Here is a 19,051-nt window from a genome sequence, read left to right as displayed (position 1 = left end):
CCAAGCAATCTGGTTATACTGTGAAGACGACATTCGCCGAAAATTCGCGATTAAACTCACAAATTTTACCTTAGCCTGAATAAACACCAGTGAAAGTGCTATCCAGTCTATCTTTCTATCACATACCCAAATTTTTAAAGAACGATCTAATCAAAAGACTAGAAATCAACATTCAAAGTGAATGCTCATTTCTAAGCTTTTCGAAGCAGTTTATGGTGGAGCCAAGCGGGATCGAACCGCTGACCTCCTGCGTGCAAGGCAGGCGCTCTCCCAGCTGAGCTATGGCCCCATAACAAAATTGGTGGGTCTGGGCAGATTCGAACTGCCGACCTCACCCTTATCAGGGGTGCGCTCTAACCAACTGAGCTACAGACCCAATTTCGAGCTTGTAACTGTTAGCTTGGCGCTATCAGCCTGGAGCTTAAAGCTGCTTCTATCGTCTTCTTCAATGAATCAAGCAATTCGTGTGGGAGCTTATAAGACAGCTGATGTCTTCGATTAAGGAGGTGATCCAGCCGCAGGTTCCCCTACGGCTACCTTGTTACGACTTCACCCCAGTCATGAATCACACCGTGGTAACCGTCCTCCCGAAGGTTAGACTAGCTACTTCTGGTGCAACCCACTCCCATGGTGTGACGGGCGGTGTGTACAAGGCCCGGGAACGTATTCACCGCGACATTCTGATTCGCGATTACTAGCGATTCCGACTTCACGCAGTCGAGTTGCAGACTGCGATCCGGACTACGATCGGTTTTTTGAGATTAGCTCCACCTCGCGGCTTGGCGACCCTCTGTACCGACCATTGTAGCACGTGTGTAGCCCAGGCCGTAAGGGCCATGATGACTTGACGTCATCCCCACCTTCCTCCGGTTTGTCACCGGCAGTCTCCTTAGAGTGCCCACCATAATGTGCTGGTAACTAAGGACAAGGGTTGCGCTCGTTACGGGACTTAACCCAACATCTCACGACACGAGCTGACGACAGCCATGCAGCACCTGTCTCAATGTTCCCGAAGGCACCAATCCATCTCTGGAAAGTTCATTGGATGTCAAGGCCTGGTAAGGTTCTTCGCGTTGCTTCGAATTAAACCACATGCTCCACCGCTTGTGCGGGCCCCCGTCAATTCATTTGAGTTTTAACCTTGCGGCCGTACTCCCCAGGCGGTCAACTTAATGCGTTAGCTGCGCCACTAAAATCTCAAGGATTCCAACGGCTAGTTGACATCGTTTACGGCGTGGACTACCAGGGTATCTAATCCTGTTTGCTCCCCACGCTTTCGCACCTCAGTGTCAGTATGAGCCCAGGTGGTCGCCTTCGCCACTGGTGTTCCTTCCTATATCTACGCATTTCACCGCTACACAGGAAATTCCACCACCCTCTGCCCTACTCTAGCTCGCCAGTTTTGGATGCAGTTCCCAGGTTGAGCCCGGGGATTTCACATCCAACTTAACGAACCACCTACGCGCGCTTTACGCCCAGTAATTCCGATTAACGCTTGCACCCTCTGTATTACCGCGGCTGCTGGCACAGAGTTAGCCGGTGCTTATTCTGTCGGTAACGTCAAAACATCAACGTATTAGGTTAATGCCCTTCCTCCCAACTTAAAGTGCTTTACAATCCGAAGACCTTCTTCACACACGCGGCATGGCTGGATCAGGCTTTCGCCCATTGTCCAATATTCCCCACTGCTGCCTCCCGTAGGAGTCTGGACCGTGTCTCAGTTCCAGTGTGACTGATCATCCTCTCAGACCAGTTACGGATCGTCGCCTTGGTGAGCCTTTACCCCACCAACTAGCTAATCCGACCTAGGCTCATCTGATAGCGTGAGGTCCGAAGATCCCCCACTTTCTCCCATAGGACGTATGCGGTATTAGCGTCCGTTTCCGAACGTTATCCCCCACTATCAGGCAGATTCCTAGGCATTACTCACCCGTCCGCCGCTCGCCACCAGGTACAAGTACCCGTGCTGCCGCTCGACTTGCATGTGTTAGGCCTGCCGCCAGCGTTCAATCTGAGCCATGATCAAACTCTTCAGTTCAATACTGCTTGGGTTTTGAGAAAACCCTAAACTTGGCTCAGCAATCTCAAAATGAACTATATGATTACTCATGTAGCCACTTGTGATGCTGATAATCTTTCTGACTATCAGTCTGAGCTCACAAGCACCCACACGAATTGCTTGATTCAGTTGTTAAAGAGCGGTTGGTTGATTCTTTCGTCTCAACCGAGGCGCGAATTCTACGCTTTCCTCTGTCTCTGTCAAGCGTTTATTTTCAGAAGTTTTTCGATTTTCTCGTTTAACTTCAAGCACTTGACTCGCTTCGATCACTCGTCAGCGGGAGGCGAATTCTACAGCGTTTCAAACCGCTGTCAACCACCTTTTTCCACCACCTTCGATCGGAAGATCGAAGCGGCTTCTTCGCTGCTTACTTCGGTTAACTCTTTGATTCTCAAGGAGTTTTCCGTTTCGTCTGCGCCGGAAGTGGGGCGAATTATAGAGAGATCCACAGGGGCGTCAAGGGTTAATTCAAAGCCCCTTGAAATTAGCCTTTTATAGCCCGAAAACACAACTACTTGGCTCAGCGACCCTCAGCGTTCCCGTCAACCGGATGGATCAATAGATAGCTGTCGACGGCGGCACCTACAGTAGGAAAAAACGCCTGTTCGCCAAGCCGCGCGAACAGCCCGATTCGCTTGAGCTTGTCCTTGACGGGATCCTTCATTTCGGCAACGCACAACTCGATGTCAGCCGCCTGCAAGGTTTCGATCAATTCGGCCAGCATGTCGGCGGAGGTCACGTCCACGCTGGTGACCGGTTCCGCCGCCACTACCAGCCAACGCACTGGCGTAGGAGATACGGCCACTGCATCCAGCACTCGGTCATGGAACAGCTCGGCGTTGGCGAAGAACAAGGGGGCGTCCCAGCGAAACAGAACCAGCCCGGGGATCAGGCGCGCGTCGGGATAGCGCTTGATGTCATGGTAGCCCTTGATACCCTCGACGCGTCCAAGCACCGCGCAATACGGACGCCAGCCATCCCACAGGAATTCGATGACGGCAATCACGATCGCAAGGCCGATGCCCTCAATCGCGCCGAACACGGCCACGCCGACCGTACAGGCGATTGATAGCCAGAACTCCCAGCGCTGGATGCGATAAATTCGCCGCAGGTCACTGACCTCGATCAAGCCAATGGCCGATGCAATCACCACCGCAGCCAGTGCGCTGGTAGGTAGATGTTGCAGCAGGTTGGGCGCTACCAGCAGCAGCAAGGCCACGGCAAGCGCGCCGACAACGCCGGTCAGCTGGGTTCTGGCCCCTGCCGCTTCGGCCACGGGCGTACGCGACGAACTGCTGGAGATGGGAAAGCCCTGAAAGAATCCGGCGGCGAGGTTGGCGATGCCAAGCCCCACCATCTCCTGGTTCGGGTCGACATAGGTGCGGGTCCGCGCCGCATAGACACGCGAGAGTACGCTGGTGTCGGCGAACGAGATAAGGGCCACGGCGCAACCGCCGATCAGGACGGGGACGATATCGGTGGTGTTGATCCAGGGGATGGCGAACCCGGGCAGGCCTTGCGGGAGGGAGCCGAGGACCGACACTCCGGCGCGCGCGGCAAGGTCCAGCACACCAACGGCGACGGTCGCGCCTGCCACGGCGATCAGGATGCCTGGCAGGCGCTTGTAGCCCTTGAGCAGCAGGATTACCGCCAGGGTGGCAGCACCGACCATGAACGTGGTCCAGTTGGTCTTTCCCTCCATCACCGCTGTGGCGATGGCCCACAGGTTTCTCAGCGGTCCGTCGGTTTCGATCGATAAGCCGAAGAGCTTGGGCAGTTGGCTGATCAATACGGTCAGCGCTATCCCGTTCATGTACCCGTAGCGGATCGGTTTGGATAGAAGCTCGGTGACAAAGCCAAGACGCGCCACCCCGGCCAGGATGCATACCGTCCCCGATACGATTGCCATCATGCCCGCAAGGGCAACCGCGCGTTGCGGATCGCCGCCGGAGAGTGGCAGGACGACGGCGAGGATGACCGCCACCAATGAGGAGTCCGGGCCCAGCACGAGAATCCGGCTAGGCCCGAACAACGCGTAAGCGAGTAGCGGGATGATGGTCGCGTAGAGGCCATAGATGCCGGGGAGGCCTGAAGCTTGTGCGTAGGCGATACCGACAGGCACCAGCATGGTGGTCAGCACCAGTCCGGCCATGATGTCGTGCCGCAACCAGGCCGTTTGGTATCCGCGCAGCGTCTGCAGCCCCGGCATCCAGTGCCCCCAACCGGTCTGATCACCCGCCTTCACTCGCCGTGCAATCCGACCCGGCTCCGGGAGGGGGGGCGAAGCATTGGAATCGCTCATAAAACCGTGGCCCCCTTGGTGGGCAGCACAGATGCGTTTGAGAAAGGCATTTGCGCTCTGAAGTGCTGAAAAGCAGCATAGCTGTCCCCTCGTTCCCACGCGCCGCAAAGGAATGCAGTGGCAGACGCGCAGCAAAGAGACGCAGAGCGTCAGGAGAGGCATTCCCACGAGCGTGGGAACGAGAAGTAGCGTCAGGCAAGCCCGGTTTGGCCGGCCCCCCTCGTCTTCGTGGTCACGAGATTGGACTACGCTTCACAAGCCAGTTTTTGATCAAGAAATGCCGCCGACCACGGGTCAGCTTCTGTGAAGCAATCGTGGCCACGCTGTTTTCCAGAGACCTTCATGGGGCATGGGCATGGGCATGGGCATAACCGGCTTGTCTGTCGCCTTTGTGGCGGGTGCCCTGGCCCTGCTTGTCGGCTGCGGCGAAGAGCCGGCCACCCTGGCGCGGCAGGTCCCGGATGTCACGGTCATGACCGTCACCGCGCGCGATACCCCGGTGACCTTCGAATTTGTCGCCCAGACCCAGAGCTCCCGCGAGGTGGAAATCCGCGCCCGTGTCGCCGGCTTCCTGGAAAAACGGCTCTACACCGAAGGCGAGTTGGTCAAGGCCGGGCAAGTCATGTTCCAGATGGACCGCAAACCTTTCGAGGCGGCCCTGCTGTCGGCCAAGGGGCAACTGGCCCAGCAACAGGCGCGCTGGGAAGTGGCCAAGGCAACCCTGGCCCGTGTCCGCCCCCTGGCGAAACAGAACGCGGTCAGCCAGATGGATCTGGACACCGCCGTCGGCGACGAGCGCCAGACCCGCGCCGCCGTACTCGCCGCCGAGGGTGTCGTGCGCACCGAGCAACTGAACCTCGGTTACACCACTATCACCTCTCCCCTCACCGGCCTTTCAAGCTTTGCCAAAAAGCAGGAAGGCAGTTACGTGACGCCAGGCGAGCAGGGACTGCTGACGACCGTGTCACAAATGGATCCTATCTACATCAACTTCAGCCTCTCGGAAAACGAGACGCTGAAGCACCGCGACGAGGTGGCTTCCGGGCGTCTGAAGTTCCCGCCCAATAACGACTTTGTCGTCGAAGTGGTGCTGGCCGACGGCACAGTGGTACCTGACCGCGGCCGCCTCAACTTTACAGCGCCCTCTTTCAGCCAGGAAACCGGTACCTTTCTGGTCCGGGCGGTTGTCGCCAACCCGAATGGCCTGATGCGTCCCGGACAGTTCGTGCGGGCACTGGCCAAGGGAGCGTCCCGACCAAATGCCATCCTGGTGCCGCAGAAGGCTGTCCTGGAGGGTGCCAAGAGCCATTTCGTGTGGGTGATCGATGCACAAGGCAAGCCCGAGCAACGCATTGTCGAGGTGGGTGATTGGCAGGGCAATGACTGGTTTATCACCCAGGGCCTGCAAGCCGGCGAGCGCATAGTGGTCGATGGTGCGATCAGGGTCACGTCTGGAGGGCCGCTGAATATCATCGAGGCGCCTGCGCCAGCGACTGTAGGCGGAGCGCCGACGCAACCGCCTAAAACCAGCCCGCCGGCTAAAGATACCGGGCACAGCCCATGAGCATTTCACACTACTGTATCGATCGGCCCATCTTCGCCTCGGTGATCTCCATCATCATCACCCTGGCCGGTGCAGTGGCCATGGTCCAACTGCCGGTCGCCCAGTACCCGGACATCACGCCGCCGCAAATCACGGTTGCCGCCACCTACCCGGGGGCCGATGCGCAGGTCGTGGCCAATAACGTGGCGGCGCCCATCGAGCAGCAGGTCAACGGCGCCGACAACATGATCTACATGAACTCGTCGAGTTCGGCGACGGGCAACATGACCCTCAACGTCTTCTTCGAGATTGGCACCGACCCCGCCCTGGCCCAGGTCGACGTGCAGAACCGGGTCAACCTGGCCTTGCCGCAACTGCCCTCTGCCGTCCAGAGCCAGGGTATACAGGTGCAGAAGAAGTCCTCGGCGTTCATGATGGTCCTCGCCGTGTACTCCGCCGGCGACCGCTATGACAGCACCTACGTCGCCAACTACGCCAACCTCTACATTCTCGATGCGATCAAACGCATCCCCGGTGCCAACCAGGCCAGCATTTTCGGCACCCCGGATTACGCCATGCGGATCTGGCTCAAGCCCGACCGCATGGCCCAGCTGGGCATCACCGCCGCCGACGTGCAGAAAGCCGTGGCCAACCAGAACCAGCAGTTCGCGGTCGGCCGCGTCGGTCAATCGCCCACGGGCCAGCCCGTGGAGCAGTCCTTTGCCGTGACCACCAAGGGCCGTCTGACCGAACCTGCGGAATTCGAGAACATCATCCTGCGCGCCAGCAAGGACGGCGCGGCGATCGTTCGCCTCAAGGACATCGGGCGGGCCGAGCTCGGCCAGAAAGACTACTCCCTGCGCAGCACCTACCAGGGACGTCCGGCAACAATGATCGCCGTGTATCAGCAGCCCGGCGCGAACGCCCTCGACGTCTCTGCGGCGGTCACCTCGACCCTGGCGCAAATGAAAACGACCTTTCCCGAGGGGATCGAATACAAGATCGTGATGGACACGACCGCGTTTACCCGTGCGTCGATCTCTGAGGTGATACACACCTTCTTCGAAGCCCTGGTGCTGGTCGTGGTGGTGGTTTACATCTTCCTGCAGAGCCTGCGTGCCACCCTGATCCCGGTGCTGGCGGTGCCGGTGTCCATCGTCGGGACCTTCATCGGCATGTCGGCCCTGGGGTTTTCCGTGAACATGCTGACGCTGTTCGGCATGGTCCTGGCGATCGGCATCGTGGTGGACGATGCCATCGTGGTGATCGAGAACGTCGAACGCAACATGCAGGTGCACAAGATGCCACCCAAGGAAGCCGCCAAACGGGCCATGGATGAAGTGGCAGGCCCGGTGGTGGCCATCGTGCTGGTGTTGTGTGCGGTGTTTATCCCCGTGGCGTTCATGGGCGGTATCACCGGCCAACTCTACAAGCAGTTCGCCATCACCATCGCCATCTCCGTGGTGATTTCCGGCGTGGTGGCGCTGACGTTGTCGCCGGCCCTGGCAGCGCTGCTGCTCAAGCCCCAGCATGGTGAAAAGAACAGATTCTTCCGCTGGTTCGAACGGAGCTTCGAACGCATGACCGAAGGCTACTCCCGCTCGGTGGCCTTCATGATCAAGCGTTTCGTGCTGGCGTTGTTGCTCTTTGCCGGCATGATTGTGCTGATCCTGTTGATGGCGCAGCGCATTCCCGGCGCCTTCCTGCCGCCGGAAGACCAGGGCTATCTGCTGGGCGCCGTGATCATGCCCGATGCCGCCAGCCTGGATCGCACCGGTGCGGTCGGCAAAGTGGCCAGTGACTTCTTCATGGCCAATGAAGCCGTCGAGGGCGTTGCCATCGTCAACGGCTACAGCCTGCTCGACGGCCAGAACAAGAACAATGCCGGGACCTTCTTCGTGGGGTTCAAGGATTTCGAAAAGCGCTACAAGGACTCGGACACCATCAGCGAACAAAGCGCCCCGGCCGTCATCCGGGCATCTGCCAAGGCCTTCTCTCAGATCCAGGAGGGCATCATCCTGCCCGTCAATCCGCCCTCCATTCCCGGCCTGGGCACCACCGGCGGCATGGAGGTGTGGGTCCAGAGTAAGGGGGACGCCACCACCGACCAATTGGCCGAGATGGTCGCAAACCTTTTGGCAAAAGCCAGGCAGCGCCCGGAGCTGGGCGCCATTACCTCAACCTTCAACGCGTACTCCCGGCAATTGCTGGTCGACGTGGATCGAGAAAAGGCCGAGACGCTGGGCGTGCCGGTGGAAGACGTCTACAGCACCATGCAAACCATGTTCGGCTCCCTGTACGTTTCCCAATTCAACAAATTCAGCCGTTTGTGGCAGGTCATCCTGCAGGCCGAGCCCAGCTATCGCCTCAAGGCCGACGATCTGCAACAGATCTACGTACGCAGCAAAAACCTTGAGATGGTGCCGCTCAAGGCCCTGCTGACCACCCGCTACGTCACCGGGCCCGATCTGCTGACGCGCTTCAACAACTTCCCGGCGGTCAAGCTCACCGCCAACGCGGCACCTGGCTACAGCTCCGGGCAAGCGCTCCAGGCCCTGGAGCAAGTGAGCGCCGAGATCATGACCATCGACTATGCCCTGGCCTTGAGTGGCGAGGCATTCGAGGAGAAAAAGAGCGGCGGCACCTCCTCCCGGGTGTTCGTTTTTGGCCTGGTCATGGTCTTCCTGATCCTGGCGGCCCAGTACGAGAAGTGGTCCCTGCCCGTAGGCGTACTGCTGGCGGTGCCCTTTGCGATATTCGGCGCCATGCTCGCCGTCTTGCTCCGGGGGTTGAGCAATGACGTGTATTTCCAGATCGGCCTGACCATGCTGGTGGCCCTGGCGGCAAAGAACGCCATCCTGATCTTCGAGTTCGCGGTGCTGAACCGGGAAAGCGGAATGTCTGCCTACGATGCCGCGATGACCGCCGCCAGGGAGCGCCTGCGGCCTATCGTGATGACGTCCCTGGCATTCATCCTGGGCTGCGTTCCGCTGGCCATTGCCGTCGGTGCATCCGAAAACAGCCGTCACTCCATCGGCACGGGGGTGATTGGCGGGATGTTGGCGGCGACAGTGATCGCGATTTTCTTCATCCCGCTGTTCTACTACTTGGTGGAGCGAATGTCCGGGAAAATGGGAGGCGCCCCCCAGCCCGTTCAGCCGGACGACTCGACACCGGTGCCGCAGATACCCAGCGGTGCAGCGCAAGACCAGCAGGAGGGGCAATGAGATGCGCACCTGCCCCCTGTCACTGTGGCTGTGCCTGGTTCTGGCGGGCTGCATGCTGGGCCCGGACTACCAGCGCCCGGAAATAGATACTCCCGCGGCCTATCGCTATGCGGACCAGGAGGCCAGGGATCTATCCAATACACTGTGGTGGGAGCAATTCCAGGACCCCGTCCTCAATGACCTGATCCGCACGGCATTGCTGGAGAACAAGGACGTGCGGATCGCCGCTGCACGGGTAGAGGAATTCCAGGGCCGCTACGGCGAGGTGCGTTCGCGGATGTTTCCACAAATGGGGGCCGATGCGCAGGGTCAACGGTCCCGGGCGGCCCGAGACAACGGCCCGGTCCCCCTCGATTCGTCCATCGATCCCATTTTCAACAATTACCAGGCCATTCTCAGCGCCAGCTGGGAGCTGGATATCTGGGGCCGATTGCGGCGCCTGAATGAAGCCGCCCGAGCCGAACTCTTTGCCACCGAGCAAGGACGCCGCACCGTGATACTGAGCCTGGTAGCGTCGGTGGCATCGAGTTACGTGACCCTGCGCGATCTGGACCGGGAGCTGGAAATTGCCCGCACCACCGCCAAGGTACGGGGCGACTCCTACGAAATATTCAAACTGCGCTTCGGCGCCAGCGTCATCTCCGAAATGGAATTGGCCCAGAACCAATCGGAGTACGAGCGTGCCCTGGCCGCCGTACCGCAATTCGAATCCCTGGTCGCGCAACAGGAAAACGCGCTGGCCGTGCTGCTTGGGCGCAACCCGGGGCCCATCATACGAGGGCGCGAGCTGGCCCGGTTGACGCTGCCATCGGTGCCTGCCGGCTTACCTTCGGATTTGCTGGAGCGGCGACCCGATCTGCGCCAGGCCGAGCTGAACCTGATTGCAGCCAATGCCCGGATCGGCGCGGCCAAGGCCCTGTACTTCCCGACCATTTCCCTGACCGGGCTGCTCGGTTCGGTCAGCAACCAACTCTCGGACCTGTTCACCGGGCCGGCCGAAACCTGGTCTTATGGTGTCGCGGCGAGCATGCCGATCTTCACGGCCGGCGGTATTGCCGGGCAGGTGCAACAAGCAGAAGCCTTTCAACAACAAGCCCTGCTGACCTACCAGCAAGCCATTGAGTCGGCCTTCAGGGATGTGGAGAACGCCCTGGTCGCATCGAGCAAAACCCGCGAACAGTTGGCCTCCGAGGCAAAACAGGTCGAGGCGCTGCGTACCTACGCCCGGTTGGCGCGGCTGCGTTACGACAACGGCTACACCAGCTACATTGAGGTGCTGGACGCCGAACGCAGCCTGTTCGACGCCGAGTTGAATTACACCCGCACACAGGGCTCGGTGTTCACAGCCATGATCGATCTGTACAAGGCGACCGGTGGCGGTTGGGTGAGCAAGGCTGACGACCTGACGGGCAGCGGGCGTGCCGAGGTTTCAAACGCACCTGGAGGCTGAGCAATGGCGAAGAAAAAACGTGATCGTGCAACGCTTGATCCTGCCGCACAACCAGAGCAGAAGCTCAGCCGCAAGGACTATGAGAAACAGCTCGAAAAGCTGCACGTCGAACTGGTCAAGTTGCAGCAATGGGTGGTCGCCACCGGGGCCAAGGTCGTGGTGGTACTCGAAGGCCGCGACGGTGCGGGCAAGGGCGGCACCATCAAGGCACTGACCGAACGCGTCAGCCCGCGGATTTTCCGCGTCGTGGCATTACCGGCGCCGACCGACCGGGAAAAAAGCCAGATGTACCTGCAGCGCTATATGCCACATTTTCCGGCGGCCGGTGAAGTGGTGATCTTTGACCGCAGCTGGTACAACCGTGCGGGCGTCGAGCGGGTCATGGAGTTTTGCGACGCAAGCCAAGTGCGCAATTTCCTCGAACTGACGCCCAGTTTCGAACGCCTTATGGTCAACTCCGGCACCCTCCTGTTCAAGTACTGGCTGGAAGTCAGCCCGCAAGAGCAGACGCGACGCCTCGAAGACCGCATCACCGACGGCCGCAAGACCTGGAAGCTGTCGCCCATGGACATCCGCTCCTATGATCGCTGGGACGACTATAGCCGGGCCCGGGACGAGATGTTCGAAGCCACCGATACCGAATGGGCCCCCTGGTATGTCGCCCGTTCGGAAGACAAGAAACGCGTGCGGCTGAACCTGCTCACTCACCTGCTGGAGCACATCCCCTACAAGAAGATCAAGCAACCCAGGATCAAGCTGCCCAAACGCAAGATCGGTGATTACAAGGCAACCGATTACCCCTTCAAATACATTGCCGAACCCTTCTGAGGCCCCTCGCCGCAAGGCGAGGGAGTCCGAACGGGCGCTTTGCCACACTGTGCTTAGCGAATGCTCGCGCCCGCCATGGACTCCGGCGACCACTGAGCAGTCGACAGCGGTTCGATGTACTTGATACCGCCGTGAGGGCCTACCACACCATTGATGTTGTAAGTGCCGAGCGCCAGATCATAAGTCATGAAAGGTGTGGCATCCGGAACCTGCTTGTCATAGCTCTGGCTGAGGAAGGCGAAGGAGCCACGGTAGAGCTGGCCACGCGCGTCGTACTGGTCGGAGGCCAGAGCGGCCCAGCTGTCTTCATCCAGGTAGAAGCGGCGTTTCTGGTAGATGTGCCGTGCGCCCGCCTTGAGGTTGCCCTCCACGACCCAGACGCGATGTTTCTCCCAGCGCACGAAATCGGGTGCGAGGTGGTTGGGGGTGGTCAGCGACTTGGGATCCTGGGCGTAGGTCAGCTTGTAGGTGTTGTAGGGCACGATCATTTCTTGCTTGCCCAAAAGCTTCCAGTCGTAACGATCCAGTGCGCGGGCGGTATGGGGGTTAGGCGTATCGTAGGCCAGGATCGATACCAGTTTGACGCGGCGCTGGCCAGGCAGGTACTGCCAGCCTCGACCCGGCTGCTGCGTCGGGTTGACGGCGTTTTTAAGCATGATCGACTCGCCGGCCCGGCGCGCAGGACCGGTGTAGGACAACTTCATCTGATGGTAAATTTCAGAGTTATCGATGGGCTTCGACAAGTTTTCGTACATCGGGAAGGAAATGAACGCCTCGCCGGTGACAACCAGGCTCGGTACGCCAGCCGAGTCGACGTTCCAGGAGTCGTACCTGGAATTGATGCTGACCCCCTGGTAGCGCAGCAAGAAGTTCCACATCGCCTCGGCGCCCGATTGCGGGATCGGGAACAGCACGCCGGGCAGTGCGTTGTCGATGGCCAACCCGCCTTCGAGGGACTTGGCGGCGGTGGCATTCCTGCGGCTGTTGTTCAGTACCGCCTGCGGCAGTGCTGCGGTGCGGTGGGTCGGATACACGTCGATGCGGTAGCTTGGGTAGCGCTTGGCCAACTCCACCGTGGTGGCAGTGAGCATGCCCTTGTACTGGTCGACGTTCTTGCCATTGATCACCAGCAGCGGTTTTTCGCCGGCAAAAGGGTCCGGCCGCATGCTATCGCCCGTCTTGAAGCTGGCCGGAGCGGTCGTCAAACCGCCGTCATAGGCTGGAATGGAGCCATCGGCATTACCAGCCTTTTCAGCACCCACCAGGGTCAGGCTGGCGCCCAGTTTGGCTGCTTCCTGACTCGACACGGACGCCTGAGCATCAATGGCCAGCGCCATGACCAGCGAAGCAGCCAGTAGGCTTTTCACGAATTTCATTTTGTTATTCTCCTGCTTAGTGGGCTAAGCATTCGACTGGCTCAATCGCCAGAAGCTTTTATAGTGATGACATTAAGGAGTCCTCATCCGGTGCGCTTTTCATTTGACGTCAGTTACTTTGCTATTGATGACAGTTTTGATGCTATCCGAGTCGGCATAGCCCTCCCCCGACCAGGAAAAAAGGCCCCGCCCAGATAACAGGGCCTTTTGACCAGTACGCTCGATTTGCAGCGCTTACCGAGACAACTCGTTTTCCCGGATCAGCTTCTTGTTGATCTTGCCGACACTGGTTTTGGGGATATCGGCAACGAATCTGATCTGCCTGGGAATCGCCCACTTGTTGATACGGCCGCTTTCAACATACTGATGCAGATGGGCCTCCAGCACTTTGGAGTCAACCTCTTCTCCCGGCGCGCACACCACCAGGGCCACGGGACGTTCACCCCACTGCGGGTCAGGAATGCCCACCACCGCAACCGAAGCGACGGCCGGGTGTTCGCTGATCAGGCTCTCCAATTCCAGCGAGCTGATCCACTCCCCGCCCGTCTTGATGACGTCTTTGATCCGGTCCTTGATCTCCACCACACCCAGGGCATCGATCGAGGCGATGTCGCCGGTGTGCATCCAACCGTCCTCCCAGAGCTGCGCGCCTTGCTCGGGCTCCTTCAGGTAGCCTTGGGTCAACCAGGGCGCACGCACCACGATCTCACCCTGCGCCACGCCATCGTGAGGCGCGTCGATTCCGTTGGCATCGATGATCCGCAAATCGACCATCGGCACTGCAACCCCGGTCTTGGTGCGAGCAGCCAGTTGTGCTTGCGCCGGTTGTTCCAGATCCGACTCACGCAAGTGGGTCAAACACAGCAACGGGCAGGTCTCGGACATCCCGTACCCGCTATGGACGCGCATACCGCTTGCCGTCGCCTGGGCAGCGATGCCCTGGGTCAATGCACTTCCCCCCAGAAGCATTTTCCAACCGTTGAAGTCAGTCTGCGCCGCTTCATCACAACCCAGGATCATCTGCAGAATCGTGGGCACGCAATGGGAAAAGGTGACCTTTTCTTCGCGGTACAACCTGACCAGGCTATTGGGCTCGTACCGCCCCGGGTAAACCTGCTTGATCCCCATCAGCGTCGCGACATAAGGCACGCCCCAGGCATGCACATGAAACATCGGCGTGATGGGCATATACACGTCGTCGGAGCGTAACAACGGCAAGCCCTGGTACACGCCCAGCGTGCCCACCGCATTGAGTGTATGCAGCACCAACTGGCGGTGCGTGAAGTACACGCCCTTGGGGTTTCCAGTGGTACCGGTGGTGTAAAAAATGGTCGCCACCGAGTTCTCGTCAAAGTCAGGGAAGTCGAAGTGACCGTCAGCCTGCGCCAGCAGGCTTTCATATTCCCCCACCACCGGCAGCTCGGTCGGCGTCGCGCCGACATCACTGAGCTGGATATAGCCCTTGACGGTCGTCAGCTCACCATGAATCTGCTCGATCAAGGGCAGGAAATCATCATGCACCAACACCAGGTCATCCTCGGCGTGGTTCATGGTGTACAGCACCTGCTCCGGGGAAAGGCGAATATTGACCGTGTGCAACACCGCACCGATCATTGGCACGGCAAAGAAGCACTCCAGATAGCGGTGGCTGTCCCAATCCAGTAGCGCCACCGTGTCCCCTGCCTTTACGCCGGCGTTCGTCAGCGCGTTGGCCAATTGCTTGATTCGCTCATTGAGCGTCCGGTAGCTGTAACGCAGCTTGTCCGCGTAGACGATTTCCTGCTCCGGTGCGTAGCGCGCGCCCGAGAGCAACAGGCTTTTGATCAACAATGGGTAGGCATATGCGCCTTGCGCGGGCGCGATTATTTTTGTTGTCACCACGGTGGGTCTTCCTAATTCTGTTAATTGGAGATCACTCTCCAGCTCACGGGGTCAGAACTGATCGGCATTGAGCAGGTAAAGCGATTCGCTACCGGCCTTGACCGATGCTGCCAATGAATGGACACGTGGCAACAGGCGCGCAAAGTAGAAGCGTGCGGTGCCCATTTTGCTGGCGTAGAACTCGTCCTGCGCTTCCTTGCCCATGGCGGCCTTGGCCATCAACGCCCACATGTAGGCATAGGCTGTGTAACCGAATACCTGCAGGTATTCCACCGAAGCGGCGCCAATTTCATGTGGGTTGGTTTTGGCGCGATCCAGTACCCAGGCGGTCAACTCATCAAGGTTGTCCAGGGCCGCGTTCAACGGTTTGACGAACTCGGCGAGGCTGGCGTCGGCGGTGGCCGTGAAGTGGCGGATTTCGTCGGCGAACAACTGGTAGAACGCACCACCGGTGCCCACCACCTTGCGCCCGATCAGGTCCAGCGCCTGAATGCCGTTGGTGCCCTCGTAGATCTGGGTGATGCGCACGTCACGCACCAGTTGCTCCTGACCCCACTCGCGAATATAGCCATGGCCACCGAACACCTGCTGACCGTGCACGGTGGCTTCCAGGCCCAGGTCGGTGAGGAAGGCCTTGGCCACCGGCGTCAGCAGCGCCACCAGCTCCTCGGCGCGTTTGCGCGCGGCCGGGTCTTCGCTGAACTTGGCCGTATCGAGCTGCATGGCCACGTAGGTCGAAAACGCACGACTGCCTTCGTTGCAGGCTTTCATGGTCAGCAACATGCGGCGCACATCCGGGTGCACGATGATCGGGTCGGCGACCTTGTCCTTGGCTTGCGGGCCGGTCGGCGAACGGCTTTGCAGGCGATCGCGGGCGTACTCGATGGCGTTCTGGTAGGAACGCTCGCCGCACGCCAGGCCCTGGATGCCGACACCCAGGCGCTCGTAGTTCATCATGGTGAACATGGCCGCCAGGCCCTTGTTCGGTTCGCCGACCAGATAGCCGACCGCCTCATCGAAGTTCATCACGCAGGTGGACGACGCCAGGATGCCCATCTTGTGTTCGATCGAACCGCAGTTGGCCGGGTTGCGCTCACCCAGGCTGCCGTCGGCATTGACCAGGAACTTCGGCACCAGGAACAGCGAAATGCCTTTCGGCCCGGCCGGTGCGTCGGGCAGCTTGGCCAGCACCAGGTGGATGATGTTTTCGGTCAGGTCGTGCTCGCCACCAGTGATGAAGATCTTGGTGCCGCTGACTTTACAGGAGCCATCGGCCTGCGGTTCGGCGCGAGTGCGGATGATGCCCAGGTCAGTACCGGAGTGCGGCTCGGTCAGGCACATGGAACCGGTCCAGACGCCGGCATACATATTCGGCAGGTAGGCGGCCTTCAACTCGTCGCTGGCGTGGGCCTTGATCGCCAGGCAGGCACCGGCGGTCAGCATCGGATACAGGCCGAAGGAGAGATTGGCCGCGTTGACCATTTCCTCGACCTGGGCGCCGATCACCTTGGGCATGCCCATTCCGCCATACGCCGGGTCACCGCCCACGCCGACCCAGCCACCTTCGGCAAAGGCACGATAGGCTGCCGGGAAACCTTCCGGCGTGGTCACCACGCCGTCGCTCCAGGAACAACCCTGTTCGTCGCCACTGCGATTGAGCGGTGCGATGAGGCCAGTGGCAACCTTGCCCGCTTCCTCGAGCACGGCATTGGCGGTGTCTTCGTCGACTACATCGGCCATGGCCGGCAGCTCGGCCCACAACTTCGATACTTCAAAGACCTCGTTCAGTACGAAGCGAATGTCACGCAGGGGGGCTTTGTAATCAGACATGATTCCAATACTCAGTCAAATTGAGGGCATCGCACATGCCCTGATCAATAGAAGTGTCACGCGCTCGGGTGTGCGCAATAAATTCCAGAGAGGTTATGAGTGGGCCTCGATCGGCTGCGTGCCGGTCCTTTGCAGCAGGAACCAGGACAGGGCCGGAATCAGGATCAGCGCACCGATCATGTTCCAGACGAACATGAAGGTCAGCAGGATGCCCATGTCGGCCTGGAACTTGATCGGCGACCAGGCCCAGCACACCACACCGGCAGCCAGGGTGATGCCGACCAGGCCGACCACCCGGCCGGTAAACGCCACCGCATTGCGATAGGCCTCCGACAGCGACATGCCGCGGCGCTGGTAGTGCAACTGCACGCTGAGCAGGTACAGCGCGTAATCAACGCCAATCCCCACACCCAGAGCGATGACCGGCAGGGTCGCGACTTTCACGCCGATGCCCATGACCACCATCAGCGCCTCGCAGAGGATCGAGGTGAGCACCAGCGGCAGCAGCGCCACCAGCGTCGCGCGCCAGCTGCGGAAGGTGATCAGGCAGAACAGCGTCACCGCCAGGTAGACGTACAGCAGCATGGTGCGATTGGCCTCGCGCACCACGATGTTGGTCGCCGCCTCAATGCCGGCGGTGCCGGCGGCCAGCAGGAACTGGCGATCCTCGGTGCTGTTTTCCCTGGCAAACTTGTCGGCGATCGCCACCACGGCGTCCAGCGTTTCGGCCTTGTGATCCTTGAGGAAGGCGATCACCGGCATCACCGAACAGTCGGTATTGAACAACTCCGGCGCATTGACCGAGGCCTGTTGCGCGGCATAGTTCAGTACATTCTGGTTGCGCTGGATGCTGTTGAGCTTGGGGTTGCCCTCGAAGGAGCCGGCGGTGATCTGGCGTACCGCGTTGACCAGCGATGAGGTCGCTTGCACGCCCGGGTACTGCTGCAGCTCCCAGGCCAGGCGGTCGGCCAGGATCAGCGTCTGATAGTTCAGGCAGCCTTCGGGCGGGGTCTTGATCATCACGGCGAACAGGTCGCTGGACAGCGCGTAATGACTGGTGATGTAGGCGTTGTCGCGGTTGTAGCGCGAGTCGGCGCGCAGCTCCGGGGCGCCGCTGTCAAGGTCGCCGATTTTCAGCTGCAGGCTGACCACGAAGCCGGCGATGCCCATCACCAATGCCCCCAGCACAATGCCCAGGGCCCACTTGCGGGTAGTGAATCGGTCGAGAAAATCCCACAGCTTGCCGAAGCCGCGATGCTCGGCGGCCCGGGTGTCGATTTTCAATGCACGCGCGGCGGCCTTGCGGCCGACACCGATATAGGACAGTGCCACCGGCATCAGCAGCAGGGAGGTGAAGATCAGCACGGCCACGCCGATACTGGCGGTAATGGCCAGGTCCTGGATCACCGGAATGTCGATCAGCATCAGTACCGCGAAGCCGACCGCGTCAGCCAGCAGCGCGGTGACACCGGCGATGAACAGGCGGCGGAAGGTGTAGCGTGCGGCAATCAGCTTGTGGGTGCCGCGGGCGATGTCCTGCATGATCCCGTTCATCTTCTGTGCCGCATGGGACACGCCGATGGCGAAGATCAGGAACGGCACCAGCACCGAGTAGGGATCGATGGCGTAACCCAGCCAGGCAACGATGCCCAGTTGCCAGACCACCGCCGTCAGCGAGCAGAAGATCACCAACAGGGTGCTGCGGATGCAACGGGTGTACAGGTAAATGATGACCAGCGAAGTGATCACGGCCAGGCCGAAGAACATCATCACCTGGATCAGGCCGTCGATCAGGTCGCCCATCAATTTGGCGAAACCGATCACGCGGACCTTGTACTTGCCCTCGCCCTCCTCCCCGGCCTTGCGCGCCGCGCTGTCACCGGCGAACTCGATCTTGTCGCGCAACTGCTCTTCGAGAGCCCGAGAGAACTGATGGTAGTTGATGCCCTGACCGGTGGCCGAAGCCTTGTCCAGCAACGGCACGATCAACATGGTCGATTTGAAGTCGCTGGCGACCAGGCTACCGACAATGCCGGCGCGGTTGATGTTCTGGCGCAGCTGTTCGATGTCTTCGGGCGACCCCTGGTAGGTATCGGGCATGACCGGGCCGCCCTGGAAACCCTCCTCGGTGGCTTCGGTCCAGCGTACCGCCGGGCTCCACAGCGACTTCATCCAGGCGCGGTCGACGCCTTCGGTGAGGAACAGCTCGTCGTTGACTTGCTTGAGCACGCCCAGATACTCGGGGTCGAAGATATCGCCCTGAGTGTTCTCGACCACCACCCGTACCGAGCTGCCCAGGCCGCGCAACGACTTGCGGTTCTCCAGGAAATTCTGAATATACGGCTGGCTTTGCGGAATCATCTTCTCGAAGCTGGGGCGCAACTCCAGGCGAGTCACCATCATGTAGCCCAGCACCAGGGTGATCAGTGCCATGAGCAGTATGAACAGCGGACGGTAGTTGAACACCCACCGTTCCAGCAGGTTACCGGAGCTTCGATCGAAGTCGTGCAAGTCGCAAATCACCGGCATGGTGTCTTGCTGAATATTGCCCATGT

9 protein-coding genes, 2 tRNA genes and 1 rRNA gene are annotated in these 19,051 nt (G+C 59.9%); 4 read left to right on the top strand and 8 right to left on the bottom strand.

Annotation, left to right across the window (positions count from 1 at the left end):
* Positions 1-213: 213 nt before the first annotated feature.
* The 4 genes from NVV94_RS07475 to NVV94_RS07460 all read right to left on the bottom strand — a co-directional run bounded on the left by NVV94_RS07475 (position 214) and on the right by NVV94_RS07460 (position 4,361).
* Positions 214-289, bottom strand: a tRNA-Ala gene (locus tag NVV94_RS07475).
* A 10-nt stretch (positions 290-299) separates the two neighbouring features.
* Positions 300-376: transfer RNA gene (locus NVV94_RS07470), tRNA-Ile, on the bottom strand.
* 123 nt (positions 377-499) lie between these two features.
* Positions 500-2,038 (bottom strand): 16S ribosomal RNA (locus NVV94_RS07465).
* A gap of 541 nt (positions 2,039-2,579) precedes the next feature.
* Positions 2,580-4,361: a SulP family inorganic anion transporter gene (locus NVV94_RS07460; protein ID WP_258446570.1), complete on the bottom strand. Its 1,782-nt coding sequence runs from the start codon at positions 4,359-4,361 to the stop codon at positions 2,580-2,582.
* A gap of 472 nt (positions 4,362-4,833) precedes the next feature.
* On the opposite strand from NVV94_RS07460, the gene NVV94_RS07455 reads away from it, so the two are divergent.
* From NVV94_RS07455 to ppk2, 4 genes are read left to right on the top strand one after another with little or no spacing between them, the layout of a single operon-like run.
* Complete coding sequence (locus tag NVV94_RS07455) at positions 4,834-5,925, top strand: efflux RND transporter periplasmic adaptor subunit (protein ID WP_408733483.1); 1,092 nt, start codon at positions 4,834-4,836, stop codon at positions 5,923-5,925.
* A complete protein-coding gene (locus NVV94_RS07450; RefSeq protein WP_258446568.1) occupies positions 5,922-9,131 on the top strand; it encodes an efflux RND transporter permease subunit in 3,210 nt (1,069 codons plus the stop codon). The genes NVV94_RS07455 and NVV94_RS07450 overlap by 4 nt, the downstream gene beginning before the upstream one ends.
* Position 9,132: 1 nt before the next feature.
* The gene (locus NVV94_RS07445; RefSeq protein ID WP_258446567.1) at positions 9,133-10,581 is read left to right on the top strand and encodes an efflux transporter outer membrane subunit; all 1,449 of its coding nucleotides are present in this window, start codon (positions 9,133-9,135) and stop codon (positions 10,579-10,581) included.
* A gap of 3 nt (positions 10,582-10,584) precedes the next feature.
* Complete coding sequence (gene ppk2, locus NVV94_RS07440) at positions 10,585-11,409, top strand: polyphosphate kinase 2 (RefSeq protein ID WP_258446566.1); 825 nt, start codon at positions 10,585-10,587, stop codon at positions 11,407-11,409.
* Positions 11,410-11,462: 53 nt separating this feature from the next.
* On the opposite strand, the gene NVV94_RS07435 is transcribed toward ppk2, so the two are convergent.
* The 4 genes from NVV94_RS07435 to NVV94_RS07420 form a co-directional block, all read right to left on the bottom strand.
* The gene (locus tag NVV94_RS07435) at positions 11,463-12,785 is read right to left on the bottom strand and encodes a DUF1329 domain-containing protein (RefSeq protein ID WP_258446565.1); all 1,323 of its coding nucleotides are present in this window, start codon (positions 12,783-12,785) and stop codon (positions 11,463-11,465) included.
* 234 nt (positions 12,786-13,019) lie between these two features.
* Complete coding sequence (locus tag NVV94_RS07430; protein WP_258446564.1) at positions 13,020-14,666, bottom strand: fatty acid--CoA ligase; 1,647 nt, start codon at positions 14,664-14,666, stop codon at positions 13,020-13,022.
* Positions 14,667-14,717: 51 nt separating this feature from the next.
* Positions 14,718-16,496 (bottom strand): acyl-CoA dehydrogenase C-terminal domain-containing protein, encoded by a 1,779-nt coding sequence (locus NVV94_RS07425; protein WP_258446563.1) that lies wholly within the window; start codon positions 16,494-16,496, stop codon positions 14,718-14,720.
* Positions 16,497-16,589: 93 nt separating this feature from the next.
* Positions 16,590-19,049 (bottom strand): RND family transporter, encoded by a 2,460-nt coding sequence (locus tag NVV94_RS07420; protein WP_258446562.1) that lies wholly within the window; start codon positions 19,047-19,049, stop codon positions 16,590-16,592.
* Positions 19,050-19,051 lie beyond the last annotated feature (2 nt).

It is taken from the genome of Pseudomonas sp. LS1212, assembly GCF_024741815.1.
In the GTDB taxonomy this organism is placed as follows: Bacteria; Pseudomonadota; Gammaproteobacteria; order Pseudomonadales; family Pseudomonadaceae; genus Aquipseudomonas.
This window is presented reverse-complemented; position numbering and strand designations above follow the sequence as displayed.